This window comes from Mesorhizobium sp. B2-1-3, assembly GCF_006442495.1.
Taxonomy (GTDB): Bacteria; Pseudomonadota; Alphaproteobacteria; order Rhizobiales; family Rhizobiaceae; genus Mesorhizobium.
Map to the genome: position 1 here is coordinate 153643 of NZ_VFWL01000007.1, position 18610 is coordinate 172252.

The 18610-nt window shown below is 66.2% G+C and carries 23 protein-coding genes; 10 read left to right on the forward strand and 13 right to left on the reverse strand.

Annotated features, from left to right (window positions below; genetic code table 11):
• Window positions 1–291 precede the first annotated feature (291 nt).
• A complete protein-coding gene (locus FJ973_RS14285) occupies window positions 292–702 on the forward strand; it encodes an MbcA/ParS/Xre antitoxin family protein (RefSeq protein WP_140499170.1) in 411 nt (136 codons plus the stop codon).
• Window positions 696–1394: an RES family NAD+ phosphorylase gene (locus FJ973_RS14290; RefSeq protein WP_140556335.1), complete on the forward strand. Its 699-nt coding sequence runs from the start codon at window positions 696–698 to the stop codon at window positions 1392–1394. The genes FJ973_RS14285 and FJ973_RS14290 overlap by 7 nt, the downstream gene beginning before the upstream one ends.
• 14 nt (window positions 1395–1408) lie before the next feature.
• Here the strand turns inward: FJ973_RS14290 and FJ973_RS14295 are convergent, their stop codons facing one another.
• From FJ973_RS14295 to FJ973_RS14320, 7 genes are all read right to left on the reverse strand, one after another.
• Window positions 1409–2152 (reverse strand): amino acid ABC transporter ATP-binding protein, encoded by a 744-nt coding sequence (locus FJ973_RS14295; protein ID WP_140521398.1) that lies wholly within the window; start codon window positions 2150–2152, stop codon window positions 1409–1411.
• 25 nt (window positions 2153–2177) lie between these two features.
• Window positions 2178–2852: an amino acid ABC transporter permease gene (locus FJ973_RS14300; protein ID WP_140499164.1), complete on the reverse strand. Its 675-nt coding sequence runs from the start codon at window positions 2850–2852 to the stop codon at window positions 2178–2180.
• Window positions 2849–3520, reverse strand: a complete 672-nt coding sequence (locus FJ973_RS14305) for an amino acid ABC transporter permease (protein WP_140521400.1) — start codon at window positions 3518–3520, stop codon at window positions 2849–2851. Before FJ973_RS14305 ends, FJ973_RS14300 begins: the two co-directional genes overlap by 4 nt.
• A 129-nt stretch (window positions 3521–3649) precedes the next feature.
• Window positions 3650–4438: an ABC transporter substrate-binding protein gene (locus FJ973_RS14310; RefSeq protein WP_140556462.1), complete on the reverse strand. Its 789-nt coding sequence runs from the start codon at window positions 4436–4438 to the stop codon at window positions 3650–3652.
• Window positions 4439–4548: 110 nt separating this feature from the next.
• Window positions 4549–4674 carry a hypothetical protein gene (locus FJ973_RS31595; protein ID WP_281407017.1) on the reverse strand — a complete coding sequence of 42 codons (126 nt, stop codon included), beginning with the start codon at window positions 4672–4674 and terminating at the stop codon, window positions 4549–4551.
• Complete coding sequence (locus FJ973_RS14315) at window positions 4671–5177, reverse strand: Lrp/AsnC family transcriptional regulator (protein WP_140499160.1); 507 nt, start codon at window positions 5175–5177, stop codon at window positions 4671–4673. Before FJ973_RS14315 ends, FJ973_RS31595 begins: the two co-directional genes overlap by 4 nt.
• Window positions 5178–5303: 126 nt before the next feature.
• Complete coding sequence (locus FJ973_RS14320; RefSeq protein WP_140521401.1) at window positions 5304–6176, reverse strand: LysR substrate-binding domain-containing protein; 873 nt, start codon at window positions 6174–6176, stop codon at window positions 5304–5306.
• A gap of 171 nt (window positions 6177–6347) precedes the next feature.
• Between FJ973_RS14320 and FJ973_RS14325 the strand changes: the two genes are divergently transcribed.
• Both FJ973_RS14325 and FJ973_RS14330 read left to right on the forward strand, forming a co-directional pair.
• A complete protein-coding gene (locus FJ973_RS14325) occupies window positions 6348–6560 on the forward strand; it encodes a hypothetical protein (protein ID WP_140556337.1) in 213 nt (70 codons plus the stop codon).
• A gap of 21 nt (window positions 6561–6581) precedes the next feature.
• Window positions 6582–7331, forward strand: coding sequence for a sulfite exporter TauE/SafE family protein (locus FJ973_RS14330; protein WP_140556339.1), 750 nt, complete (start codon window positions 6582–6584; stop codon window positions 7329–7331).
• A gap of 36 nt (window positions 7332–7367) precedes the next feature.
• Here FJ973_RS14330 and FJ973_RS14335 read toward each other — a convergent pair whose 3' ends face one another.
• Window positions 7368–7817, reverse strand: coding sequence for a universal stress protein (locus FJ973_RS14335; protein WP_140556341.1), 450 nt, complete (start codon window positions 7815–7817; stop codon window positions 7368–7370).
• A 207-nt stretch (window positions 7818–8024) separates the two neighbouring features.
• Between FJ973_RS14335 and FJ973_RS14340 the strand changes: the two genes are divergently transcribed.
• Window positions 8025–8606, forward strand: coding sequence for a histidine phosphatase family protein (locus tag FJ973_RS14340; RefSeq protein ID WP_140516219.1), 582 nt, complete (start codon window positions 8025–8027; stop codon window positions 8604–8606).
• 6 nt (window positions 8607–8612) lie between these two features.
• On the opposite strand, the gene FJ973_RS14345 is transcribed toward FJ973_RS14340, so the two are convergent.
• The 3 genes from FJ973_RS14345 to FJ973_RS14355 form a co-directional block, all read right to left on the reverse strand.
• The gene (locus tag FJ973_RS14345; protein ID WP_140516217.1) at window positions 8613–9014 is read right to left on the reverse strand and encodes a VOC family protein; all 402 of its coding nucleotides are present in this window, start codon (window positions 9012–9014) and stop codon (window positions 8613–8615) included.
• A gap of 143 nt (window positions 9015–9157) precedes the next feature.
• Window positions 9158–9889 (reverse strand): pseudouridine synthase, encoded by a 732-nt coding sequence (locus tag FJ973_RS14350; protein ID WP_140556343.1) that lies wholly within the window; start codon window positions 9887–9889, stop codon window positions 9158–9160.
• 125 nt (window positions 9890–10014) lie between these two features.
• Window positions 10015–10899, reverse strand: coding sequence for an aldo/keto reductase family oxidoreductase (locus FJ973_RS14355; protein WP_140516213.1), 885 nt, complete (start codon window positions 10897–10899; stop codon window positions 10015–10017).
• A gap of 95 nt (window positions 10900–10994) precedes the next feature.
• Here FJ973_RS14355 and FJ973_RS14360 point away from each other — a divergent pair, with 95 nt between their 5' ends.
• On the forward strand, window positions 10995–11894 hold the full coding sequence (locus FJ973_RS14360; RefSeq protein ID WP_140516211.1) for a LysR family transcriptional regulator: 900 nt from the start codon (window positions 10995–10997) through the stop codon (window positions 11892–11894).
• Between the two features lie 84 nt (window positions 11895–11978).
• On the opposite strand, the gene FJ973_RS14365 is transcribed toward FJ973_RS14360, so the two are convergent.
• Complete coding sequence (locus FJ973_RS14365; RefSeq protein WP_181170908.1) at window positions 11979–12824, reverse strand: helix-turn-helix transcriptional regulator; 846 nt, start codon at window positions 12822–12824, stop codon at window positions 11979–11981.
• Window positions 12825–12914: 90 nt separating this feature from the next.
• Between FJ973_RS14365 and FJ973_RS14370 the strand changes: the two genes are divergently transcribed.
• A complete protein-coding gene (locus FJ973_RS14370) occupies window positions 12915–13805 on the forward strand; it encodes an SDR family oxidoreductase (RefSeq protein ID WP_140556347.1) in 891 nt (296 codons plus the stop codon).
• Between the two features lie 18 nt (window positions 13806–13823).
• Here the strand turns inward: FJ973_RS14370 and FJ973_RS14375 are convergent, their stop codons facing one another.
• Window positions 13824–14516 carry a RibD family protein gene (locus tag FJ973_RS14375; RefSeq protein ID WP_140521411.1) on the reverse strand — a complete coding sequence of 231 codons (693 nt, stop codon included), beginning with the start codon at window positions 14514–14516 and terminating at the stop codon, window positions 13824–13826.
• Between the two features lie 318 nt (window positions 14517–14834).
• On the opposite strand from FJ973_RS14375, the gene FJ973_RS14380 reads away from it, so the two are divergent.
• The 3 genes from FJ973_RS14380 (at window position 14835) to FJ973_RS14395 (ending at window position 18594) form a co-directional block, all read left to right on the forward strand.
• Entirely contained in the window at window positions 14835–15782 is a 948-nt protein-coding gene (locus FJ973_RS14380; RefSeq protein ID WP_140499137.1) for a substrate-binding domain-containing protein, read from the forward strand.
• A 233-nt stretch (window positions 15783–16015) separates the two neighbouring features.
• Window positions 16016–17581 (forward strand): sugar ABC transporter ATP-binding protein, encoded by a 1566-nt coding sequence (locus FJ973_RS14390; protein WP_140556349.1) that lies wholly within the window; start codon window positions 16016–16018, stop codon window positions 17579–17581.
• A complete protein-coding gene (locus FJ973_RS14395) occupies window positions 17578–18594 on the forward strand; it encodes an ABC transporter permease (RefSeq protein WP_140556350.1) in 1017 nt (338 codons plus the stop codon). Before FJ973_RS14390 ends, FJ973_RS14395 begins: the two co-directional genes overlap by 4 nt.
• The last annotated feature ends 16 nt before the right edge of the window (window positions 18595–18610 follow it).

Here is an 18610-nt window from a genome sequence, read left to right on the forward strand (position 1 = left end):
AAGAGCCGCCCTCACAGAACGTGGGTTCCTCGGCCCCGCAAAGCGGGGGAGAGGTGGCGGCGAAGCGGTCGGAGAGGGGGCTGCGGCGCTGGAAGGTTTTCACGGCATATCCACGCCGCGCCATTCCCCCGCTCCGTCTCGGCTTCGCCGAGCCACCTCTCCCCCACCTTTGTGGGGGCGAGGAACCCTGGTCTGTTATGCCGCGCCACCTTTTTAGGTGGCCGCTCTGGTCCTGTTTCCTTGCCAATTGGCAAATACATGCTATATGTCTGCCAATAGCGGGAGCAGAAAATGCAGCTTCAGTCCATCGTCACCACGCCGGCCGCGGTCGGCAGCGCCATCTCGGATGAAGAGGCGGGCGCCCTGGCGCGCACCACGGTCAACCTGTTCAAGGCGTGGGGCCTCACCGACCTCGAGGCCTGCATCCTGCTCGGCGGCATGTCGGCGCGGACCTGGGCGCGCTGGAAGGAAGGCGGCATCGGTCGGATCGACCGCGATCTGCGCACCCGCATGGCGCATCTGATGGGCATCCATAAGGGCTTGCGCTATCTCTTCACCGAGCCGGCGCGCGGCTATGCCTGGATCCGAAAACCCAACGCCACGTTCGGCGGCCAGTCGGCGCTCGACCTGATGCTGCGCGGCGAAATCTCCGACCTTGCCGCGATGCGCGAATGGCTCGACGCGGAGCGTGGTGCATGGTGAGTGGGCTCGCGGTCCGGCGCCGCGTCCACTGGCCCCAGACCTTCCGCATCATCCGCTCCATCCATCCGCCGATCGACCTCTTCGAGGACATTGCCGACCCACGCGATTGGGAAGCGCTGGCCGCCGTCGAGGAGAAGACCAATCCGCGCATCCGGCTGGAACTCGGCGACCTCGGCAAGGTTCCTGCCGAAAGGCGGGTGTCCGGACCCGGCGCAAGTTTCGTGATGGCGCCCTTCGTGCATTGCTCGACCTTGCGGCCCGGGCGGTTTTCCGATGGCAGCTACGGCATCTACTATGCCGGCGACAGCGAGGAGGTGGCGCTGGCCGAAACCATCCACCACCACCAGAATTTTATGCGCGCCACCAAGGAGGAGCCGGGCTGGACCGCGGATTTCCGCGTGCTGATCGGCAGCGTCGATCGCGACCTCGATGACGTCAACGCGGTGCCCGGCGCGCTCGACCCGGACGACTACACCGCCTCGCAGGCCGAAGGCCGCGCCTTGCGTGCGGCCGGCAGCGACGGGCTGGTGTGGAACAGCGTGCGCATGCCAAGCGGGCAGTGCATCGGCATCTTCTGGCCGGATGCAATGACTGTTCCCGTCCAGGGGAGGCACTACAGCTACCACTGGGACGGCCGCCACGTGGATTTCGTGCGCCAGCACGATACGGGCAAGGTGCTGGCGGTCACTTGAGGCGGCGGCGCCGGTCAGTGCCGCAGGATCTTGCTCAGGAAGGCGCGGCTGCGATCGGTCCTGGGGTGCGAGAAGAACTCGTCGGGCGTGCCGCTTTCGACGATGGCGCCGGCATCCATGAACACCACGCGCTGGGCGACCTTGCGGGCAAAGCCCATCTCATGCGTCACCACCATCATGGTCATGCCTTCCTCGGCAACCGCGACCATGACGTCGAGCACTTCCGAAATCATCTCGGGGTCGAGCGCGGAGGTCGGCTCGTCGAACAGCATGATCTTGGGGCGCATGCCGAGGCAGCGGGCGATCGCCACACGCTGTTGCTGGCCGCCTGAAAGCTGCGCAGGATAGGCGTTGACCTTGTCGGCAAGCCCGACCTTGGCCAGCAGTTCGCGGCCGGCCTGCTCGGCTTCGGCGCGCGGGATCTTGCGGACATGGATCGGCGCCAGCGTGACGTTTTCGAGCGCGGTCTTGTGCGGGTAGAGGTTGAAGGACTGGAAGACGAAGCCGATCTCGGTGCGCAGCTTCGTCATGTTGGTGGCGGGGTGGCCGAGCCGCTGGCCGTCGACGACAAGGTCGCCGTCCTTGATCGTCTCCAGCCCGTTGATGCAGCGGATAAGCGTGCTCTTGCCCGACCCGCTCGGGCCGCAGACGACGACCACTTCGCGCGGCTCGACGCTGAGCGTGATGTCCCTCAGCACGTTGAGCGTGCCGAACCATTTGTTGACGCCGCGAAAATCGATCATGCCCGTTTTGGTCATGTGGTCGGAACCTTTGGGTTCGATGTCATATCTGCACCTCGCCATGGGCGGCACCCATGCGCCGTTCGAGCCGGCGGGCGAGCATGATCAGCGGATAGCAGACGATGAAATAGCCGACGCCGACGAGGAAGAACACCAGCAGGCCGTTCGGCACGCGCTGCACCACCAGCCAGCCGACGCGGGTGAGGTCGGTCAGGCCGATCGCCGACACGACCGAAGAATCTTTGATCAGCAGCACATATTGCCCGACCAGCGGCGGCAGCACGATGCGCATCGCCTGCGGTAGCACCACCTGGCGCATGCGCTGCCAGCGCGACAGGCCGGACGCCAGTGCCGCCTCGACCTGGCCCGTCGGAACCGAACGGATGCCGGCGGCGACGATCTCGCAGATGAAGCAGGCGGCGAGGTTGGTCAGCGCGATGATGCCGGCGGTGAAGGCGTCGAGCTCGATGCCCAGCTCCGGCAAGATGAAGAAGATCAGGAATATCTGCACCAGGAACGGGGTGCCCCGGATGAGGTCTACCCAGGCACCGATCACGCCGGCGATCAACCGGTTGCCGCCGGTCCGCAAGATGCCCAGGCCGAAGCCGAGCAGGGTGCCCAGCACCAGGCTGATCAGCGACAGCACCACGGTCATGCCGAGGCCGCGCAGCGCCAGCGGATAGCTGCCCGCAAGGCTTTGCAACTGTTGCCAGATCATATGCGCGCTCCCGCCGAGCCGAGCCAGCGGCCGGAGAGAACCGCCAGCCCTTTGAGGCCGTAATAGAGCAGGAGGTAGAAGGCGGCGATGGTGAGAAATCCTTCCGCCGGCATGAAACGGTCGGAGGCGAGCAACTGGCCGGCGCGCGTCAGCTCGGCAACCGAGATCAGCGACAGGAGCGCCGAATCCTTGACCAGCACGATCGCTTGTCCCAGCAGCGGCGGGATCGTCACCTTGAACGCCTGCGGCAAGACCACCAGGCGCATGCGCTGGACATAGGTCATGCCCGAAGCAACACTGGCCTCAACCTGGCCGCGCGGGATCGACAGGATGCCGGCGCGAATGATTTCAGCGACATAGGCGCCGCTGTTCAGTGACAACGCGAGGATGCCGACGACGAGTTCGGGCAGCACGAACCCGAGGCGCGGCAGGCCGAAATAGAGAAAATAGAGCTGCGCCAGCAAGGGCGTGGCGCGTACGGCGTCGATATAGGCCTTGGCCGGCACCCGAAACAGCCAGCCGCGCTGCAGGTTCATCGCGCACAGCAGGATGCCGACTGCGAGCGCGCCGAAAAAGGACAGCGCCGACAGCCACACGGTCGTGACCAGGCCCTGCCCGAACAGGGGCAGGTATTCGACGATGGTGCGGAAGCTGAAATTCTCGAGCATGGGCGTGAATGGTGGGTAGGGAATAGTGAGTAGTGAGCAGTGAGCAGTGAGCAGTGAGGCGGATCCGGAATTCCCTATTCACTACTCACTAATTCGCTATTCACTAATCCCTAATTCCCTAATCCCTAATCAGTGATCTTTCTTCCAGTCTTCCGAATTGACCCAGTAGTCGAGGTTCTTCTGCAGACGGCCGTCGATGGTGACCTGGTTGAGGAACAGGTTCATCCAGATCAGGAGATCCGGCTCGTCATAGCGGGTGGCGAAGGCAAGCGGCTCCTTCGAGAGGAGGTCCGGCATGATTGTGAAGGTGCCGGCCGGATAGGCCGTCGACTGGCCCTTGACCGCCGAGACATCGTTGACGCCGCAATCGGCCTGGCCGTTGTTGACGGCGTCGAGCAGCAGCGGACCGCCGCCCTTGTAGCTCTTGATGTCGGCATCGGGGAAGGCGGCCTTGGCTTCCTTCTCGCCGGTGGCGCCGAGCAGCACGGCGATCTTGGTGCCCTTGGCCTTGCAGTCCTCGGTGGTCTTGAACTTGCCGTCGGCCTTGGTGAAGACGGTGCTGCCCGTATACATGTAAGGCGTGGTGAAGGCGACCTTCATGCCGCGTGCCAGCGTCGGCGTCATGTCTGCGACCAGAAGGTCGGCCTTGCCCGAAAGCAGCGCCGGGATCAGGCCGTCCCAGTCGAAGTCGAGGAAGGTGATCTTGACGCCCATTTCCTTGGCCATCAGTTCGGCCAGTTCCACCGAGCTGCCGGTGCGTTCGCCATTGGCGCCGACCAGCGAGAAGGGCGGTCCCTGCGTCTGCACGGCGACACGCAGTTCGCCGCGCTTGGTGATGTCGTCGAGCGCTCCGGCGCTGGCGGCGGCGGTGAGGCCGGCCAGTGCGAGGCCGGCGATGAAAAGCTTGGCAATGTTCATTGGTTTCATTGGGTATTCCTCCTTTTGTCGTCTTGTTGTCTACCCTACAGGGTGCTTTTTGAGCGGCGGCGCCGTTGCCGGCGGCGGCCACCGTTCGAAAATCCGTCTCCTTAGTGCAGGGCCGCCGTTTCGGCGACCGCGATGCCGCGGCTGGCCAACGCGTCGAAGATAGGCGCGTCCGGCACATGCAGCAGCGGGTTGAGCAGGCCGAGGCCCCCGAGAACCGCTATCCTCATGCCGGCTCCTTGCGAATGCTGTCGTCCGACCAGCAGCCTTCCGGCAGGCTGACCCATTTGTTGCAGGACGCCATGACGACGAAGGTCTCGCTGCGCACGACCTCGCCCGGCTCGCCGGCGCCCGGGATCAACTCGCTGGTGACGCGGTAGAGATCGGCGACGTCGCCGGCCACCGTCACGTCGACGATGATGTCGAAGCGCCCGGTGACGACCGAGGCCGAGTTGACGAAGGGCAGTTCGGAAATGCGCTGCGCCAGCTCGCGGGCGCGGCCGCGCCCTTGCGCGTTGATGCCGACGATGGCCGAGATCAGTTCGGGCCGCTCCGTCAGGTTCAAGAGCCCCACGATCTTGAGCAGGTTGCGGTCGAGCAGGTTGCGCAGCCGCGTGCGCACCGTCGGCACCGAGATCGCCAGAATCTCGGCGAGGCGGTTGATGCCCGGCTGTGCGTCCTGCGACAGCTGTTTGACCAGCCGCCGATCGGTCAGATCGAGATGTTCCCGCAAGTCCCCCGTCTTTCATAAAACGAAAAAAGCTAGGCGATTTTTTTGCCTATGTGCAAACAAGCTATTTCATGGACTCCTTAAAGGCAAGGCATGATTCCACGCGAATTCAGCATGTGGGCGGCGGCTTCACACCAGTGCGGCGACCAGCAGCTTGGCCTGCGGCGTCAACGTGTCGAAGCGGCGGGCGCAGAGATTGAGCTGGCGGGTTCCCCAGTCGTCCGTCAGCCGCAGGCTACGCAGGCTGGGCGCCGAGCGGCGCACGATGCTTTCCGGCACGATGGCGACGCCCGCGCCCTGGGCCACCAGCCTGCAGACATTGTCGAGGCCGGGCACGCGGATGCGAAAATGCAGATGACCGCCAAGGCGCGCGGCCTGGCGGGAGATGTGCTCCTGCAAGGGATGGCCGGCGCTCAGGCCGACAAAGGTTTCACCGAGAATGTCGGCGAGGCCGGTCGCGCGGCCTTCGAGGCCGGGGCGGTTGCGCGCGGCGATCACCACCAGCCGGTCAACGAAGAACGGTTTCTGCTCGAGATGGGAAAGGCCGGCCCAGGTCGCGGCAATGCCAAGATCGGCGGCGCCGCTCGCCACCGCCTCGGCGATCTCGTGGCTGGGGCGCTCATCGAGGTCTATGTCGATGCCGGGATGCGCGACCAGAAAGGCCGGCAGCCTGTCGCGCAGAAGTTCGCTGGTGGCGGCCGTGTTGGCGAGCAGGCGGACCCGCGCGCGCAGGCCCGTGGCATAGGCGCCGAGCTCGCCGGCCATCGCCTCGATCTGGTTCTGCACCGCGCGCGCGTGGTGCAGCAGTGCCTGGCCGGCGGCGGTCGGCACCACGCCGCGCCGGCGGCGCTCCAGAAGCGGCGCGCCGAGCCTGTCCTCCATGCCCTTGATGCGGGCGCTGGCCGAGGCCAGCGCGAGGCCCGCGAGCTCGGCGCCATGGGTGATGCTGCCGCGCTCGGCGACCAGCAGGAACAGCCGGAGATCGACGAGGTCGAAGCGCATCTTTTTCCTCCCGCAAGACAGCCCGGGCGATGGCCGCTATCACGCGATCGATGGCGCAGCGGGCCGACCGGCTTGCGGCGCCAGCCTTCGCCTCAGCCGAAGGCTGGCGCCGCGATTTCCACATTGTGGGTGACGGCGAATTTCGTCAAACAGTTTCGGTGGAGGTCCAGGATGAGAAAACCAGCATCGAACCGGCAAGGGCTCGGCATCGCTGAAAGCGCGGCGATGCTGCTGGCGGTTGCCGTCGCCCTTCTGGCCGTGGCGCGCTCGGATTCCGGCATGCCAGGATGCGCCATGACATCTGCCCCTGTCAGCAGCGCCGCCGCCGGACCGGCGGGGCCGGCAGCGGGGATCGACGCTGCCGACATGCTGCTCCATGATTGAGCCGCTGCCGGACACGCCATCATGCTGAGCGCCGCCGCCGTCGCCTGGATCTGCGCCGTCTTCCTTGCCGCCGGCTTCGTCAAGGGCGTGGTCGGGATGGGCCTGCCGACGGTGGCGATGGGCCTGCTGGCGGTGACCATGGCGCCGGCCGAGGCGGCCACGCTTCTGCTGATCCCGTCGCTGGCTACCAACCTGTGGCAATTATTCACCGGTCCTTCGTTCGGCGGGCTCGTCAGGCGGCTATGGACGATGATGGCCGGCGTGGTGATCGGCACCGTTGCCGGCGCCGGCCTGCTCACCGGCGCGCATACGGCGGCCGCGTCCGGCGCGCTCGGCGTGGCACTGATGCTCTATGCCGTTCTCGGCCTCGCCAAGGCCGGCTTCTCAACGCCGCCACGCCACGAGGCCTTGCTATCGCCGCTGGTCGGGGTGGCGACCGGCCTGGTCACCGGCGCCACCGGCGTCTTCGTCATTCCGGCGGTGCCCTACCTGCAATCACTGCGGCTGGGCAGGGAAGAGCTGATCCAGGCGCTCGGCCTGTCCTTCACCGTGTCGACGGCGGCGCTGGCCATCGGGCTGTTCAGGGCCGGCGCCCTGGCCTCGCCGACGGCCGGGCTGGCGGGTTCGGTCGCGGTGCTGGCGCCTGCGCTCGCCGGCATGGCTGTCGGCCAGGCGCTGCGCCGGCGCATGAGCGTCGAGACTTTTCGCAAAGTGTTCTTCGCCGGGCTCTTGGCGCTGGGATTTTATCTGGTGGCCGAGGCGGCGTTCTGAGTGCCGCTTGCAGAGCGCCGACTGGCCGGACCCGGCCTACCGCACCACCAGGACCGGGATTTCGCTGTAGGATACGACTTCCGCCGTCTGGCTTCCCAGAAGCAGCCTGCCCAATCCGCGGCGGCCGTGCGAGGCCATGACAATCAGGTCGCAGCGTTCGGTCTGCGACAGTTCCAGGATCGCCTCGGCGGGCCTTCTGTCCTCGATGTGCACGACCTTGGCCGACACGCCCAGCCCCTCGGCGGAAGCCTTGCATTTGTCGAGCACCTCCTTGCCGTATTTGCGGGCTTCTTCCTGATAGGCGGCCAGCCCATCGCCCGCGGCGTAGCCCGCCATGGCGCCGCCCCAGGCGAAGATCGGGAATTGTTCCGAGACGGTGACGAAGGTCACGGTGGCGCCGAGGCCCTTTGCCAGCCCGAGGCCGTGGGCAACGCCCTTATCGGCCAGTTCCGACCCGTCGGTGGCGATGAGCAGATGTTTGTACATGATGATCGTGACCTATCGTGCCTGATGAACCTATGGACCACACATAGTCATGCCCGGCGCCCAGTCATTGTGCCAATGCGGCGGGGATCAGGGCCAGGGAATGTGGTGGGCATTGCATGGACCGCACCCAAACGGGCGTTCCACCCCGGACTGGATTCCCCTTCGCCGCATCGTCCTCTAAGGTGCGGCAACTTCGAAAGGCCCGTCATGAGCAGTGCGTTTCCTCAAATCCATCTGGTCCGACATGGCGAGACGGCGTGGAGCCTGTCGGGCCAGCACACCGGCCGCACCGACATGCCGCTGACGGCAGCCGGCGAGGCGGCCGCGCGGGGTGTGGCGGATCGGCTGAAAGGCCTGCCGTTTTCGGCCGTGTGGTCGAGCCCCTCGCAACGCGCCTACAACACCAGCGTGCTTGCCGGCTTCGGGGCGCAAAGCGTCAAGATGGACGACCTGCAGGAATGGGACTACGGCGCCTATGAGGGGCGTACCACCAGGGAAATCCTGGCCGAACGGCCGGGCTGGAACGTCTTTCGCGATGGCTGCCCGCAAGGCGAAACGGCGGCCGATGTGGGCGCCCGCGCCGACAGGATCATCGATCGCCTGCGCGAGGCCAACGCCGACACGCTGATCTTTTCCAGCGCGCACTTCCTGCGCGTGCTCACCGCCCGCTGGCTCGACTTGCCGCCGCAGGACGGCGCGCTGTTCGTGCTCGACACGGCCAGCATCAGCGTGCTCGGCTACGAGCATGACCTCGGCGAGCCGGTGGTGCGCAAGTGGAACGGGAAGTAGGGCGGCCTAGCTGTCGAACTTCCGGATCGCCTCGGCGGTTACCGGCGTGAAGAAATTCACCAGATTGCAGTCGGGGTCGCGGAACAGCAGCGAGCGGTTGCCCCAGGGCATGGTGGTAGGCTCCTGGACAATTGCGCCCTTGATTGTTTCCGCCAACTTGGCAAATTCGGCATCGACGTCGCCGACTCGGAATTCGATGATGGCCGTGCGGTTGTCGGCTGGGCGGGCGATGTCGCTGCCGAACAGCATCAGGGTGCGCGTGCTGCCGATCGCCAGCGTGCAGGCCGGCGTCGCCAGTTCGGCGAAATCCTCCGTGTACATCGTCACCGGCATGCCGGTGATCTCGCCATAGAAGCGCACGAGGCGCTGGACATCGGACGTGATGATGCGGACAGAGACGAAATTCATCGCATTGGCTCCCTGATCGTCGAAGCCGCGGCTGGGCTCCCGGCCTTCTATATGCCGGGGCTCCTGACAGCTTTCCGTCAGGAGACGGAAGTGCCGGCGCGATTTTCAGATATGTCGAACGACAGTGCCAACCCTGCGCCTATTCACCCCGCCAGCAGCGCCAATTCATCGGGCGTCAAATGCCTCGCAGTACCCTTGGCGAGATCGCCGAGCGGCAAGCGGCCAATGGCCACGCGGATCAGGCGCTTGACCTCGATGCCGTGGGCGGCGAGCAGGCGCCGGATGTGGCGATTACGGCCCTCGTCGAGCACGATCTCCAGCCAGGCGGTGCGGCCGCCGCTGCGCAGCAGCTCGATCGAGTTGGCGCTCAAGATCTCGCCGTCGATACGCGCGCCGGCGCGCAACGCTTCCAGCACCGCCGCGTCGGGCACCGTGGCGATCTGAACATGATAGGTCTTGGGCAGGTGCGAGGCCGGGTCCATCAGCCGGTTGGCGAAGCGCGTGTCGTTGGTCATCAGCAGCAGGCCTTCGCTCGCCTTGTCCAGCCGGCCGACCGGCGAGACGAAAGGCAGGTCAAGCCCTTCAAGACAGGCATAGACGGTGTCGCGCTCGAGCGGGTCGTCGCGGGTCGTGACCAGCCCGCGCGGCTTGTTAAGCATGAGATAGACCTTGCGCTCAGCAACGATTTTTTCGCCGTCGACGGCGATGCGGTCGCGATTCATATCGACGCGCAGGGAAGCATCGCGCGCGACCTTGCCACCGACGCGCACGCGGCCCTCGGCGATCAGCCGCTCGGCCTGGGTGCGCGAGCACAGGCCGAGCTTCGACAGCGCGCGGTTGAGGCTGACGCCGGGTCGTGGTGGTCGTGGAGCCATGCTGCTTCGGATCGATCCGTTGTACCGGACCAGATGCCATGGCCGGCGACGGCTGCGCAAGCCGCCGCCGAGGTCGGGATCTTGCCGGACAGCGGTGCCGCCCGGCAAGCGCTAGTCGCGCCGGCTTAGGCTGCTTGCTCGGTCTCGTCCGCGATCCCGTTCAGCACGGAAAGCGCGTCGGCTGGCAGCTCCAGCTCCGCCGCCGCCATGTTTTGCCTGAGATGCGCAATGGACGAGGTGCCGGGGATGAGCAGGATGTTGGGCGCGCGACGCAGGAGCCAAGCGAGCGCCACCTGCATGGGCGTGGCGCCGAGTTTTTGCGCGACATCGGCCAGCGTGCTGGATTGCAGCGGCGTGAAGCCGCCGAGCGGGAAGAACGGCACATAGGCGATGCCGGCCGCGGCAAGCTCGTCGATCAGTGCGTCATCCTCGCGATGCGCGATGTTGTACTGGTTCTGCACGCAAACGATGTCGACGATGCCGCGCCCCTGCGCGATCTGGGTTGATGTGACATTGCTCAAGCCGATATGGCGCACCAGACCCTGACGCTGCAGTTCGGCGAGCGTATTCAGTTGGGGTTCGAGCGAGCCTTCGGCCGGGCCGTGTATGCCGTGCATGGAGCGCAGGTTGACGACCTCCATCGTGTCCAGTCCCAGATTGCGGAGATTGTCGTGCACGGCCTGCGTCAGTTCCTGCGGCGACATTGCGGGGATCCACGATGCATCGGCGCCGCGCCGGGCACTGACCTTGGTGACAATGGTGAGATTGGCGGGATAGGGGTGCAGCGCCTCGCGGATGATCAGGTTGGTGACGTGCGGACCGTAGAAATCGCTGGTGTCGATATGGTCGATACCGCTCGCCACCGCCTCGCGCAGCACGGCGAGTGCACCGTCATGGTCTTTCGGCGGGCCGAACACGCCGGGTCCGGCCAATTGCATGGCGCCGTAGCCCATGCGCTTCACGATGCGGTCGCCAAGCTTGAATGTTCCGGCCTTGCTGATGTCAGTCATGGTCTCAATCTCCTGTGGATCGGCCCAGATATAGACAATGCCCGCTTGCGCGATAATACGGCGCAATCGGCACAGGCTGTGCGGAAAGGCGAACAATGGCGGATCTGGGCGACCTCCAGGCATTCATGGCGGTGGCGCGCGCCGGCGGCTTTCGCGAGGCGGCCAGGGTCAGCGGCGTCAGCGCCTCCAGCCTCAGCGAAACGGTGCGGCGGCTGGAGGCGGGGCTCGGCGTGCGGCTCCTCAACCGCACCACGCGCAGCGTCGCACCGACCGAGGCCGGCGCACGCCTGCTGGAGCGGCTGGGCCCCGCGCTCGGCGAGGTCGAGGCAGCACTCGATGTCGTCAACGGCTTTCGCGGCCGCCCGGCCGGCACGCTGCGGCTCAACGTGCCTGTCGTGGCGGCGAAACTGGTTCTGCCGCGCCTTCTGCCGCCCTTCCTTGCCGCCTATCCCGACATAAGACTGGAGGTGACCGCCGAGGACAGTTTCGTCGACATACTGGCGAGCGGCTGCGATGCCGGCATTCGCTATGACGAGCGGCTGGAGCAGGACATGATCGCCGTACCGATCGGCCCGCGCCGGCAGCGCTTCGCCACCGCTGCCGCAACGGTCTATCTCGACCGGCGTGGCCGGCCCGACCATCCGCGCGACCTCCTCGATCACGCATGCCTGCGCGGCCGCTTCGCCAGCGGCCTGACGCCGCCCTGGGAGTTCGAGCGCGACGGCGAGATAGTGAGCGTCGAGCCGACCGGGCCGCTGCTGGTCAGCACCGGCACCGCTATGGCGCTTGCGCTCGATGTGGCGGTCGCCGGCGGCGGCATCGTCTCGCTGTTCGAGGACTGGCTGCGCCCCTATTTCGACGATGGCCGGCTCGAACCGGTACTGGAGCCCTGGTGGCAGGAGTTTTCCGGCCCGTTCCTCTATTACCCGGGCCGCCGGCTCATCCCGGCGCCGCTGCGGGCATTCATCGACTTTGTCGGCGGGATGCGGTGGTAAGGCGCCCCGATGACGGTTTCATGGGACGCATGGCAGGACGCAACCCGCTGCGCATTTCTGGAATGTTCCAGGAACGAGCGGGGATCATCGCGGCGGGTCCAATGACACCTTGGCGCGCTTCGCCAGCTCGCGAATCCGCTCCGCGACCGCGCTGTCGACCGGATTGTAGACGGTCAGGCTCAGATCCGGGCGGCCGTCGACCGCGAATCCCGAATATTCCAGCTCGATGTCGCCGAGCACCGGGTGCTTCAGTCGCTTGGTTCTGTCGCCATGGCTGAGCACGTCGTTCTCGCGCCACAGGGCGGCGAATTCGGGGCTGGCGCTGCACAGTTCGTCGACGAGTTCGCGTACCTCGGACACCGCGCCGGCACGCGCCGCGTCGGCGCGGAAGGCGCCCACCACGAAACGGGCGAGGTTTTCCCAGTCGTGCTGCTTTTCGCGGATGGCCGGGCTGCGGAACATGAAGCGCAAAATGTTGCGCTGGTCTGCGGGCAGGGCGCTGTAATCGGTCAGCACGACCTGGGCGGCGCGGTTCCAGGCAACGACATCCCAGGTAGCGGTCCTGACCAAGGCGGGGCTCGATTCAAGCGTGTCGAGGAGGCGCTGCAGCCGGGGGCTGATGCCTTCCGCGCCGATATAGCGGACCTCGGGCGGGCGTCCGAGCCCGAGCATGAAAAGGTGCTCGCGCTCGGCCTCGGTCAGCATCAGCCCCTTGGCGATGCGGTTCAGCACATCGGCCGAAGGCGCGCCGCCACGACCCTGCTCCAGCCATGTGTACCAGGTCGGGCTGATGTTGGCGCGCTGGGCCACTTCCTCCCGGCGCAGCCCCGGCGTGCGCCGGCGCCCTGAAAATCCGAACGAGGCCGGATCGAGCCGGGTGCGCCGGTCTCTCAGAAACGCCGCGAGCGAACCGGCGGAATTGGTGGGCATCCTGTTAGCCATTATACCACGATAAGATCACTACTTTAATGGAATAATAGACCGGCGATACTGCGCAGGCAATCGTGCAGGAGAATTCGCATGCGTATCTTTTTGACCGGCGCGACCGGTTTCATCGGCTCGGCGCTCGTTGCCGAGCTCATCAAGGCGGGCCATCAGGTGGTCGGCGTCACCCGCTCCGAAGCGGGGGCCGAAGCGCTGGCGGCGGCGGGCGCCGAAGTGCATCGGGGAACGCTCGAGGATCCCGAGGGCCTGCGCGACGGCGCGGCGAAGGCGGAAGCGGTGATCCACACGGCGTTCGACCATGATTTTTCGCGGTTTGCCGAGAATTGCGAGAAGGATAGCCGGGTCATCGCGGCACTTGGCCAGGCATTGGCCGGATCCGACCGGCCGCTGGTGATCACCTCCGGCGTCGGCGTGGGCAGCCCCGGACATGGCGAGCTTGCCAGCGAGGACGTCTTCAACGCCAGCCATCCCAATCCGCGCATCGCCTCGGAGCTCGCCGGCAATGCCTTGCTGGAAGCCGGCGTCAACGTCTCGGTGGTGCGGCTGCCGCAGGTTCACAACCCGGTCAGGCAAGGGCTCATCACGCCGCTCATCGAAATCGTGCGCCAGAAAGGCGTTTCGGCCTATGTCGGCGAGGGCCGCAACCGCTATGCGGCGGGCCATCTCCTGGACGCGGCGCGCCTCTACCGGCTGGCGGTGGAAAAGCGGCAGCCCGGCGCGCGCTATAACGCGGTCGGCGAAGAAGGCGTCGAAGTGCGCGCGATCGCCGAGGTGATCGGGCGGGGCCTCAACGTGCCGGTCGTTTCGATCGCGCCGGAACAGGCGGCGGAGCATTTCGGCTGGATGGCGATGTTCGCCCCGATGGATCTGCCGGCCTCCAGCGCGCTGACCCAGGCGCGGCTCGGCTGGCAACCGACCGGCCCGACGCTGATCGCCGATCTCGAGGCCATGCGGTACGACGCTTGACGCGCCGATAAAGCGTCGTCAGCCGACGGCGTAGCGCAAATGGACGAGCCCGTGGGCAAGGGCTTCGCAGCTTTTGAGCGACAGTTGCATCTTGCCCGCGAGGCCGGTCTCGCCGAATTCGACGAAACCCTGGTTCGCCGCCCGCCCGTCAAGGGCGGGAGCCACGAGAAGGCTGAGCTCATCGACAAGGCCGGCCGCGAAGAAGGAACCGTTGATGCCGGCGCCGCCCTCGAGCAGCAGCCGGCGAATGGTGAATTCGCGGTTGAGAACTTCGAGCATCCGGCCGAGATCCATGTCGGCCGTCTCCGCCACGATATAGGACACGCCGTCGGCAGCGAGCTCGGCCAGGTGGCTGTCGGCGACATCGTGCCCAAGCAGCACCACGACATGGTCGCCGCCAATGTCGGGTTTGGAAAAGTGGAGCTTGCCCGATGGATCGAGCGCCACCGCGTAGCTTCCCGTACCGGTTTGCGCGACATGATAGGGTCGGTCGACCTTGCCCGCATCGGCCGGCGGGTGCGCGCCGGCCTTGCTCATCTCGGCCATGGTGACGCGGCCGACGATCCAGCCGTCGCCCGCAAAATCATTATGGATATACTCGTAGAGGCTCGACCATTCGGCCCGGGTTCCGTCCGGGCTGGCCGTGTAGCGGCTCGGGTGGAGACTGCCGTCCAGCGACGCGATCATATGGCAGATGATGTGCGGTTTCATGCGGGTGTCTCCAGGGAATGGGCTCAGGCGCGGTTCAAACTAGGGCCAGCGCCGGAGAATGGAAGCTGGGCACCCGGCTCATCCAAATTCCGACCATTGCCGACTGGGCCTGTTATATCGATGTTGCACAAATGGTTGAGCCTGGGCTAGCATCCGTTTGCTGGTGCCGACGGGAGGCAGTTTTTGCAACGGCGATCAGCTGGAGCGGCATGCGTTAGCAAACGCAAGGAGGATGCTCCAACACTTTGAACCGACGCATGATCCTTCCTGAAACCGTCCCGGTTTCCGGGGCCGTGCGTTCTTGTGGAGGAGGATCCCATGAACAGACGTGAATTCCTGATGACGTCCGTGGCCGCGGGCGCGATGGTGCTTGCCGCGCCCTCGGTATTTGCGCAGGACAAGCTCACCATTCTCGGCTCGGTGCCCAGTCTCGGCTTTCCGTTCTTCGTGCACATGCTGAACGAGATCAAGGCGGAAGCCGCCACGCAAGGCGTCAACCTGACCGAGAGCGATGGCCAGAACTCGGCCACCAAGCAGACCGCCGACATCGAGGCGGCCCTGGTGCAGAAGGTCAACGCCATCGTGATCTCGCCGCTCGACGTCAACGCGCTGGCGCCGGCCATCGAGGAAGCGGTCAAGGCCGGCGTTCCCGTGGTGACGATCGACCGCCGCGTCGACGGCGTCGAGGGCATCCTCGCCCATGTCGGCGCCGACAACGTCAAGGGCGGCGAGGCGGAAGCGCAGGCCGTGGTGGCGGCGTTCCCCAACGGCGCGAAACTGTTCCACCTCCAGGGCCAACCCGGCGCCGGGCCGGCGATCGACCGCAACAAGGGCGTGCACAATGTGCTCGATCCCTTGAAGGACAAGTACCAGATCGTCTTCGAGCAGACCGCCAATTTCGCCCGCGCCGAGGCGCTGTCGGTGACGGAAGCCGGCCTTGCCGCCAACGGCAAGCCGGACGCGATCGTCTGTGCCAATGACGACATGGCGCTGGGCGCGCTCGAAGCCTGCGCGGCGCGCAACTTCACCGACGTCAAGATCTACGGCTTCGATGCGCTGCCGGAAGCGCTGGTCGCGGTCCGCGACGGCAAGCTCGCCGGCACGGTCGAACAGTTCCCCGGCCAGCAGTCGCGCACCGCCGTGCAGATCGCCGTCGCCTACGCCAGGGACAAGACGGAGCCGAAGGAGAAGCTGGTGCTATTGACGCCGATCGTCATCGGCAAGGACAATCTCGACAAGGCCGAGAGGTTGAACGAGACGAAGTGAGCTCGCATGGAGAGGTCGGCGGGGCAGCACCCCCTCTGGCCTGCCGGCCATCTCCCCCGCAAGGGGGGAGATCGGCAGTGTCGATGTCCGCATTCTCATTGCGGCGTTGAAAATTGGCGAATGCGGAACAGACAGCCAATCTCCCCCCTTGCGGGGGAGATGTCCGGCAGGACAGAGGGGGGTGTTCACGCGCCGACGGGTCCGGAAACTGCATCGAGGGAAGCACCCATTCCATGGCTGAAGCCGCACCCGTCCTGCTCGCCGTCGAGGGCGTCACCAAGCGTTTCGCCGGCGTCACCGCGCTGAACGATGTCTCGCTCGACGTCAGGCCCGGTGAAATCCTCGGCCTGCTCGGCGAAAACGGCGCCGGCAAATCGACGCTGCTGAAAATCCTGTCGGGCGTCATGCCGCCTTCCAGCGGCCATATCATTTTCGACGGCGCCGACTACCGGCCGTCGAGCCCGCAGGATGCCAAGCGGCTAGGTATCGTCACCATCTACCAGGAGCTCAGCCTGATCCCGACGCTGACGGTGGCGGAGAACATCTTCATCGGCCGCGCCCCGACCGGTCCGCTCGGCCTCGTCTCCTGGCGCAAGATGGAGCAGGACTCCCGCACCATCATCGCCCGCGTCGGCCTCACGATCGATCCGATGACGCCGGTCTCGGCGCTTTCGGTGGCCGAGCAGCAGCTCGTCGAGATTGCACGGGCGCTGTCGCTGAAGAGCCGGCTGATCATCATGGACGAGCCGACATCAGCGCTGACCGAGACAGAGGTGCAGCGGCTGCTGTCGATCATGGACAGGCTGCGCAAGGACCATGTCGCCATCATGTTCGTCACCCATCGGCTGGAGGAGGCCGCCGCCATCTGCGACCGCATGACGGTGCTCCGGGACGGCAGGTTGGCCGGCAATCTCGACCGCGAAGGCGGGCCGATCCGATTGCCGCGCATCATCGATAAAATGGTCGGCCGCGCGGCGTCCGAGCTCTATGCGCGGCCGGCGCAGCGCACGGTGGCCGGCGACGTCGTGCTGTCGGTGCGCGGGTTGCGCACGGTGCGCGATCCCGAAGCGCCGCACGCCATCGTGCTCGACGGCGTCGATATCGACCTCAAGGCCGGCGAGATCCTGGGTGTCGCCGGCCTCGTCGGCTCGGGTCGCACGGAGCTGGCGCGCGCCATCTTCGGCGCCGACCGGATCGCGGGCGGCACGATCACGCTCAACGGCAGGCCCATCGCGCCGGCCTCGCCGGCGGATGCCATAGCGCTCGGCATCGGCCTGGTGCCTGAGGATCGCAAGCATCAGGCGATCTTCGCCGCGCTCGGCATCCTGCCGAATTTCTCCGTCGCCTCGCTCGGGCGGTTCAGCAATGGCTTCGGCTTCATGGCCGAGCGGCGCGAGCGCGATGCGCTGGCGGGGTTCCGGAAAATGCTATCGATCCGCATGGCGTCGGCCGAGCAGGCGATCGAGGGCCTGTCGGGCGGCAACCAGCAGAAGGTGATCCTGGCACGCTGGCTGGCGCGCGACCCCAAGGTGCTGATCGTCGACGAGCCGACGCGCGGCGTCGATGTCGGCGCCAAGGCCGAGGTGCACCAGATCCTGGTGCAATTGGCAGCGCGCGGCATAGCGGTGATGATGATTTCGTCCGAGCTGCCCGAAGTGCTGGCTGTGTCCGACCGGATCGTGACCATGCGCAAGGGACGCATCACCGGGCAGATGCCGGGCATCGAGGCAAGCGAGGAAAAACTGATGGAACTGATGGCGCTCGACCAGCCGGGAGCGGTTGAGGAGGAGGCACGATGAGCGTGGCCGAGGAGCAGAGCCGGCGTGGCGGCATCAGCATTGCGCGGCTCTTGATGAATTTCGGGCCGCTGCTGTTCCTGGCGGCGCTGGTGGTCGTCTTCACCGTGCTGAAGCCGAGCTTCATCGATCCGATCAATCTGTTCAACATCACCCGCCAGATATCGATCACCGGGCTGATCGCGCTCGGCATGACCTTCGTCATCCTCACCGCCGGCATCGATCTTTCGGTCGGCTCGCTGCTCGCCTTCTGCGGCATGGTGGCGGCCGTGGTCGCCAAGGGCGGCACCGCCAACACACTGTCGCTGTCGACGTCGGGAACGCAGGGCTATGGCTGGTTCGCGGCGCTGCTCGCTGCCGTGGTGGTGGGGGCGGCGGCCGGCGGTGTTCAGGGCTTTGCCATCACCAGGCTGAAAGTGCCGCCCTTCGTCGTCACGCTTGGCGGGCTCACCGTGTTTCGCGGCCTGACGCTGACCATCTCCAATGGCGGCCCGATCTCGGGCTTCGACGCTTCTATGCGCTGGTTCGGCACCGGGCTGATCGGCCCCGTGCCGGTGCCGGCGATCATCTTCGCGGCGGCCGCCATCCTGTGCCACATCGTGCTGCGCTACACGCGCTATGGACGCGCCGTCTACGCCGTCGGCGGCAATGCCGAGGCCGCACGGCTGTCGGGCTTGCGCGTCGACCGCATCCTGGTCTCGGTCTATGTCATCGTCGGCTTCTTCGCCGGGCTCGCCGCCTTCGTGCTGTCGGCCAGGCTGAATTCGTCCGAAGCGGTGGCCGGCATCGGCTACGAGCTGACGGTCATTTCGGCCGTCGTCATCGGCGGTACCTCGCTGTTCGGCGGCATCGGCTCGGTGGGCGGCACCGTGGTGGGCGCCGCCCTGATCGGCGTGCTACAGAACGGGCTCCAGTTCAACAACGTCTCGTCCTACACGCAAAGCATCGTCATCGGCCTAATCCTGATCCTGGCGGTGGCGTTCGATCGCTGGCTGAAGTCGCGGGTGAGGCGCTAATTCTTTCTCCCTTGTC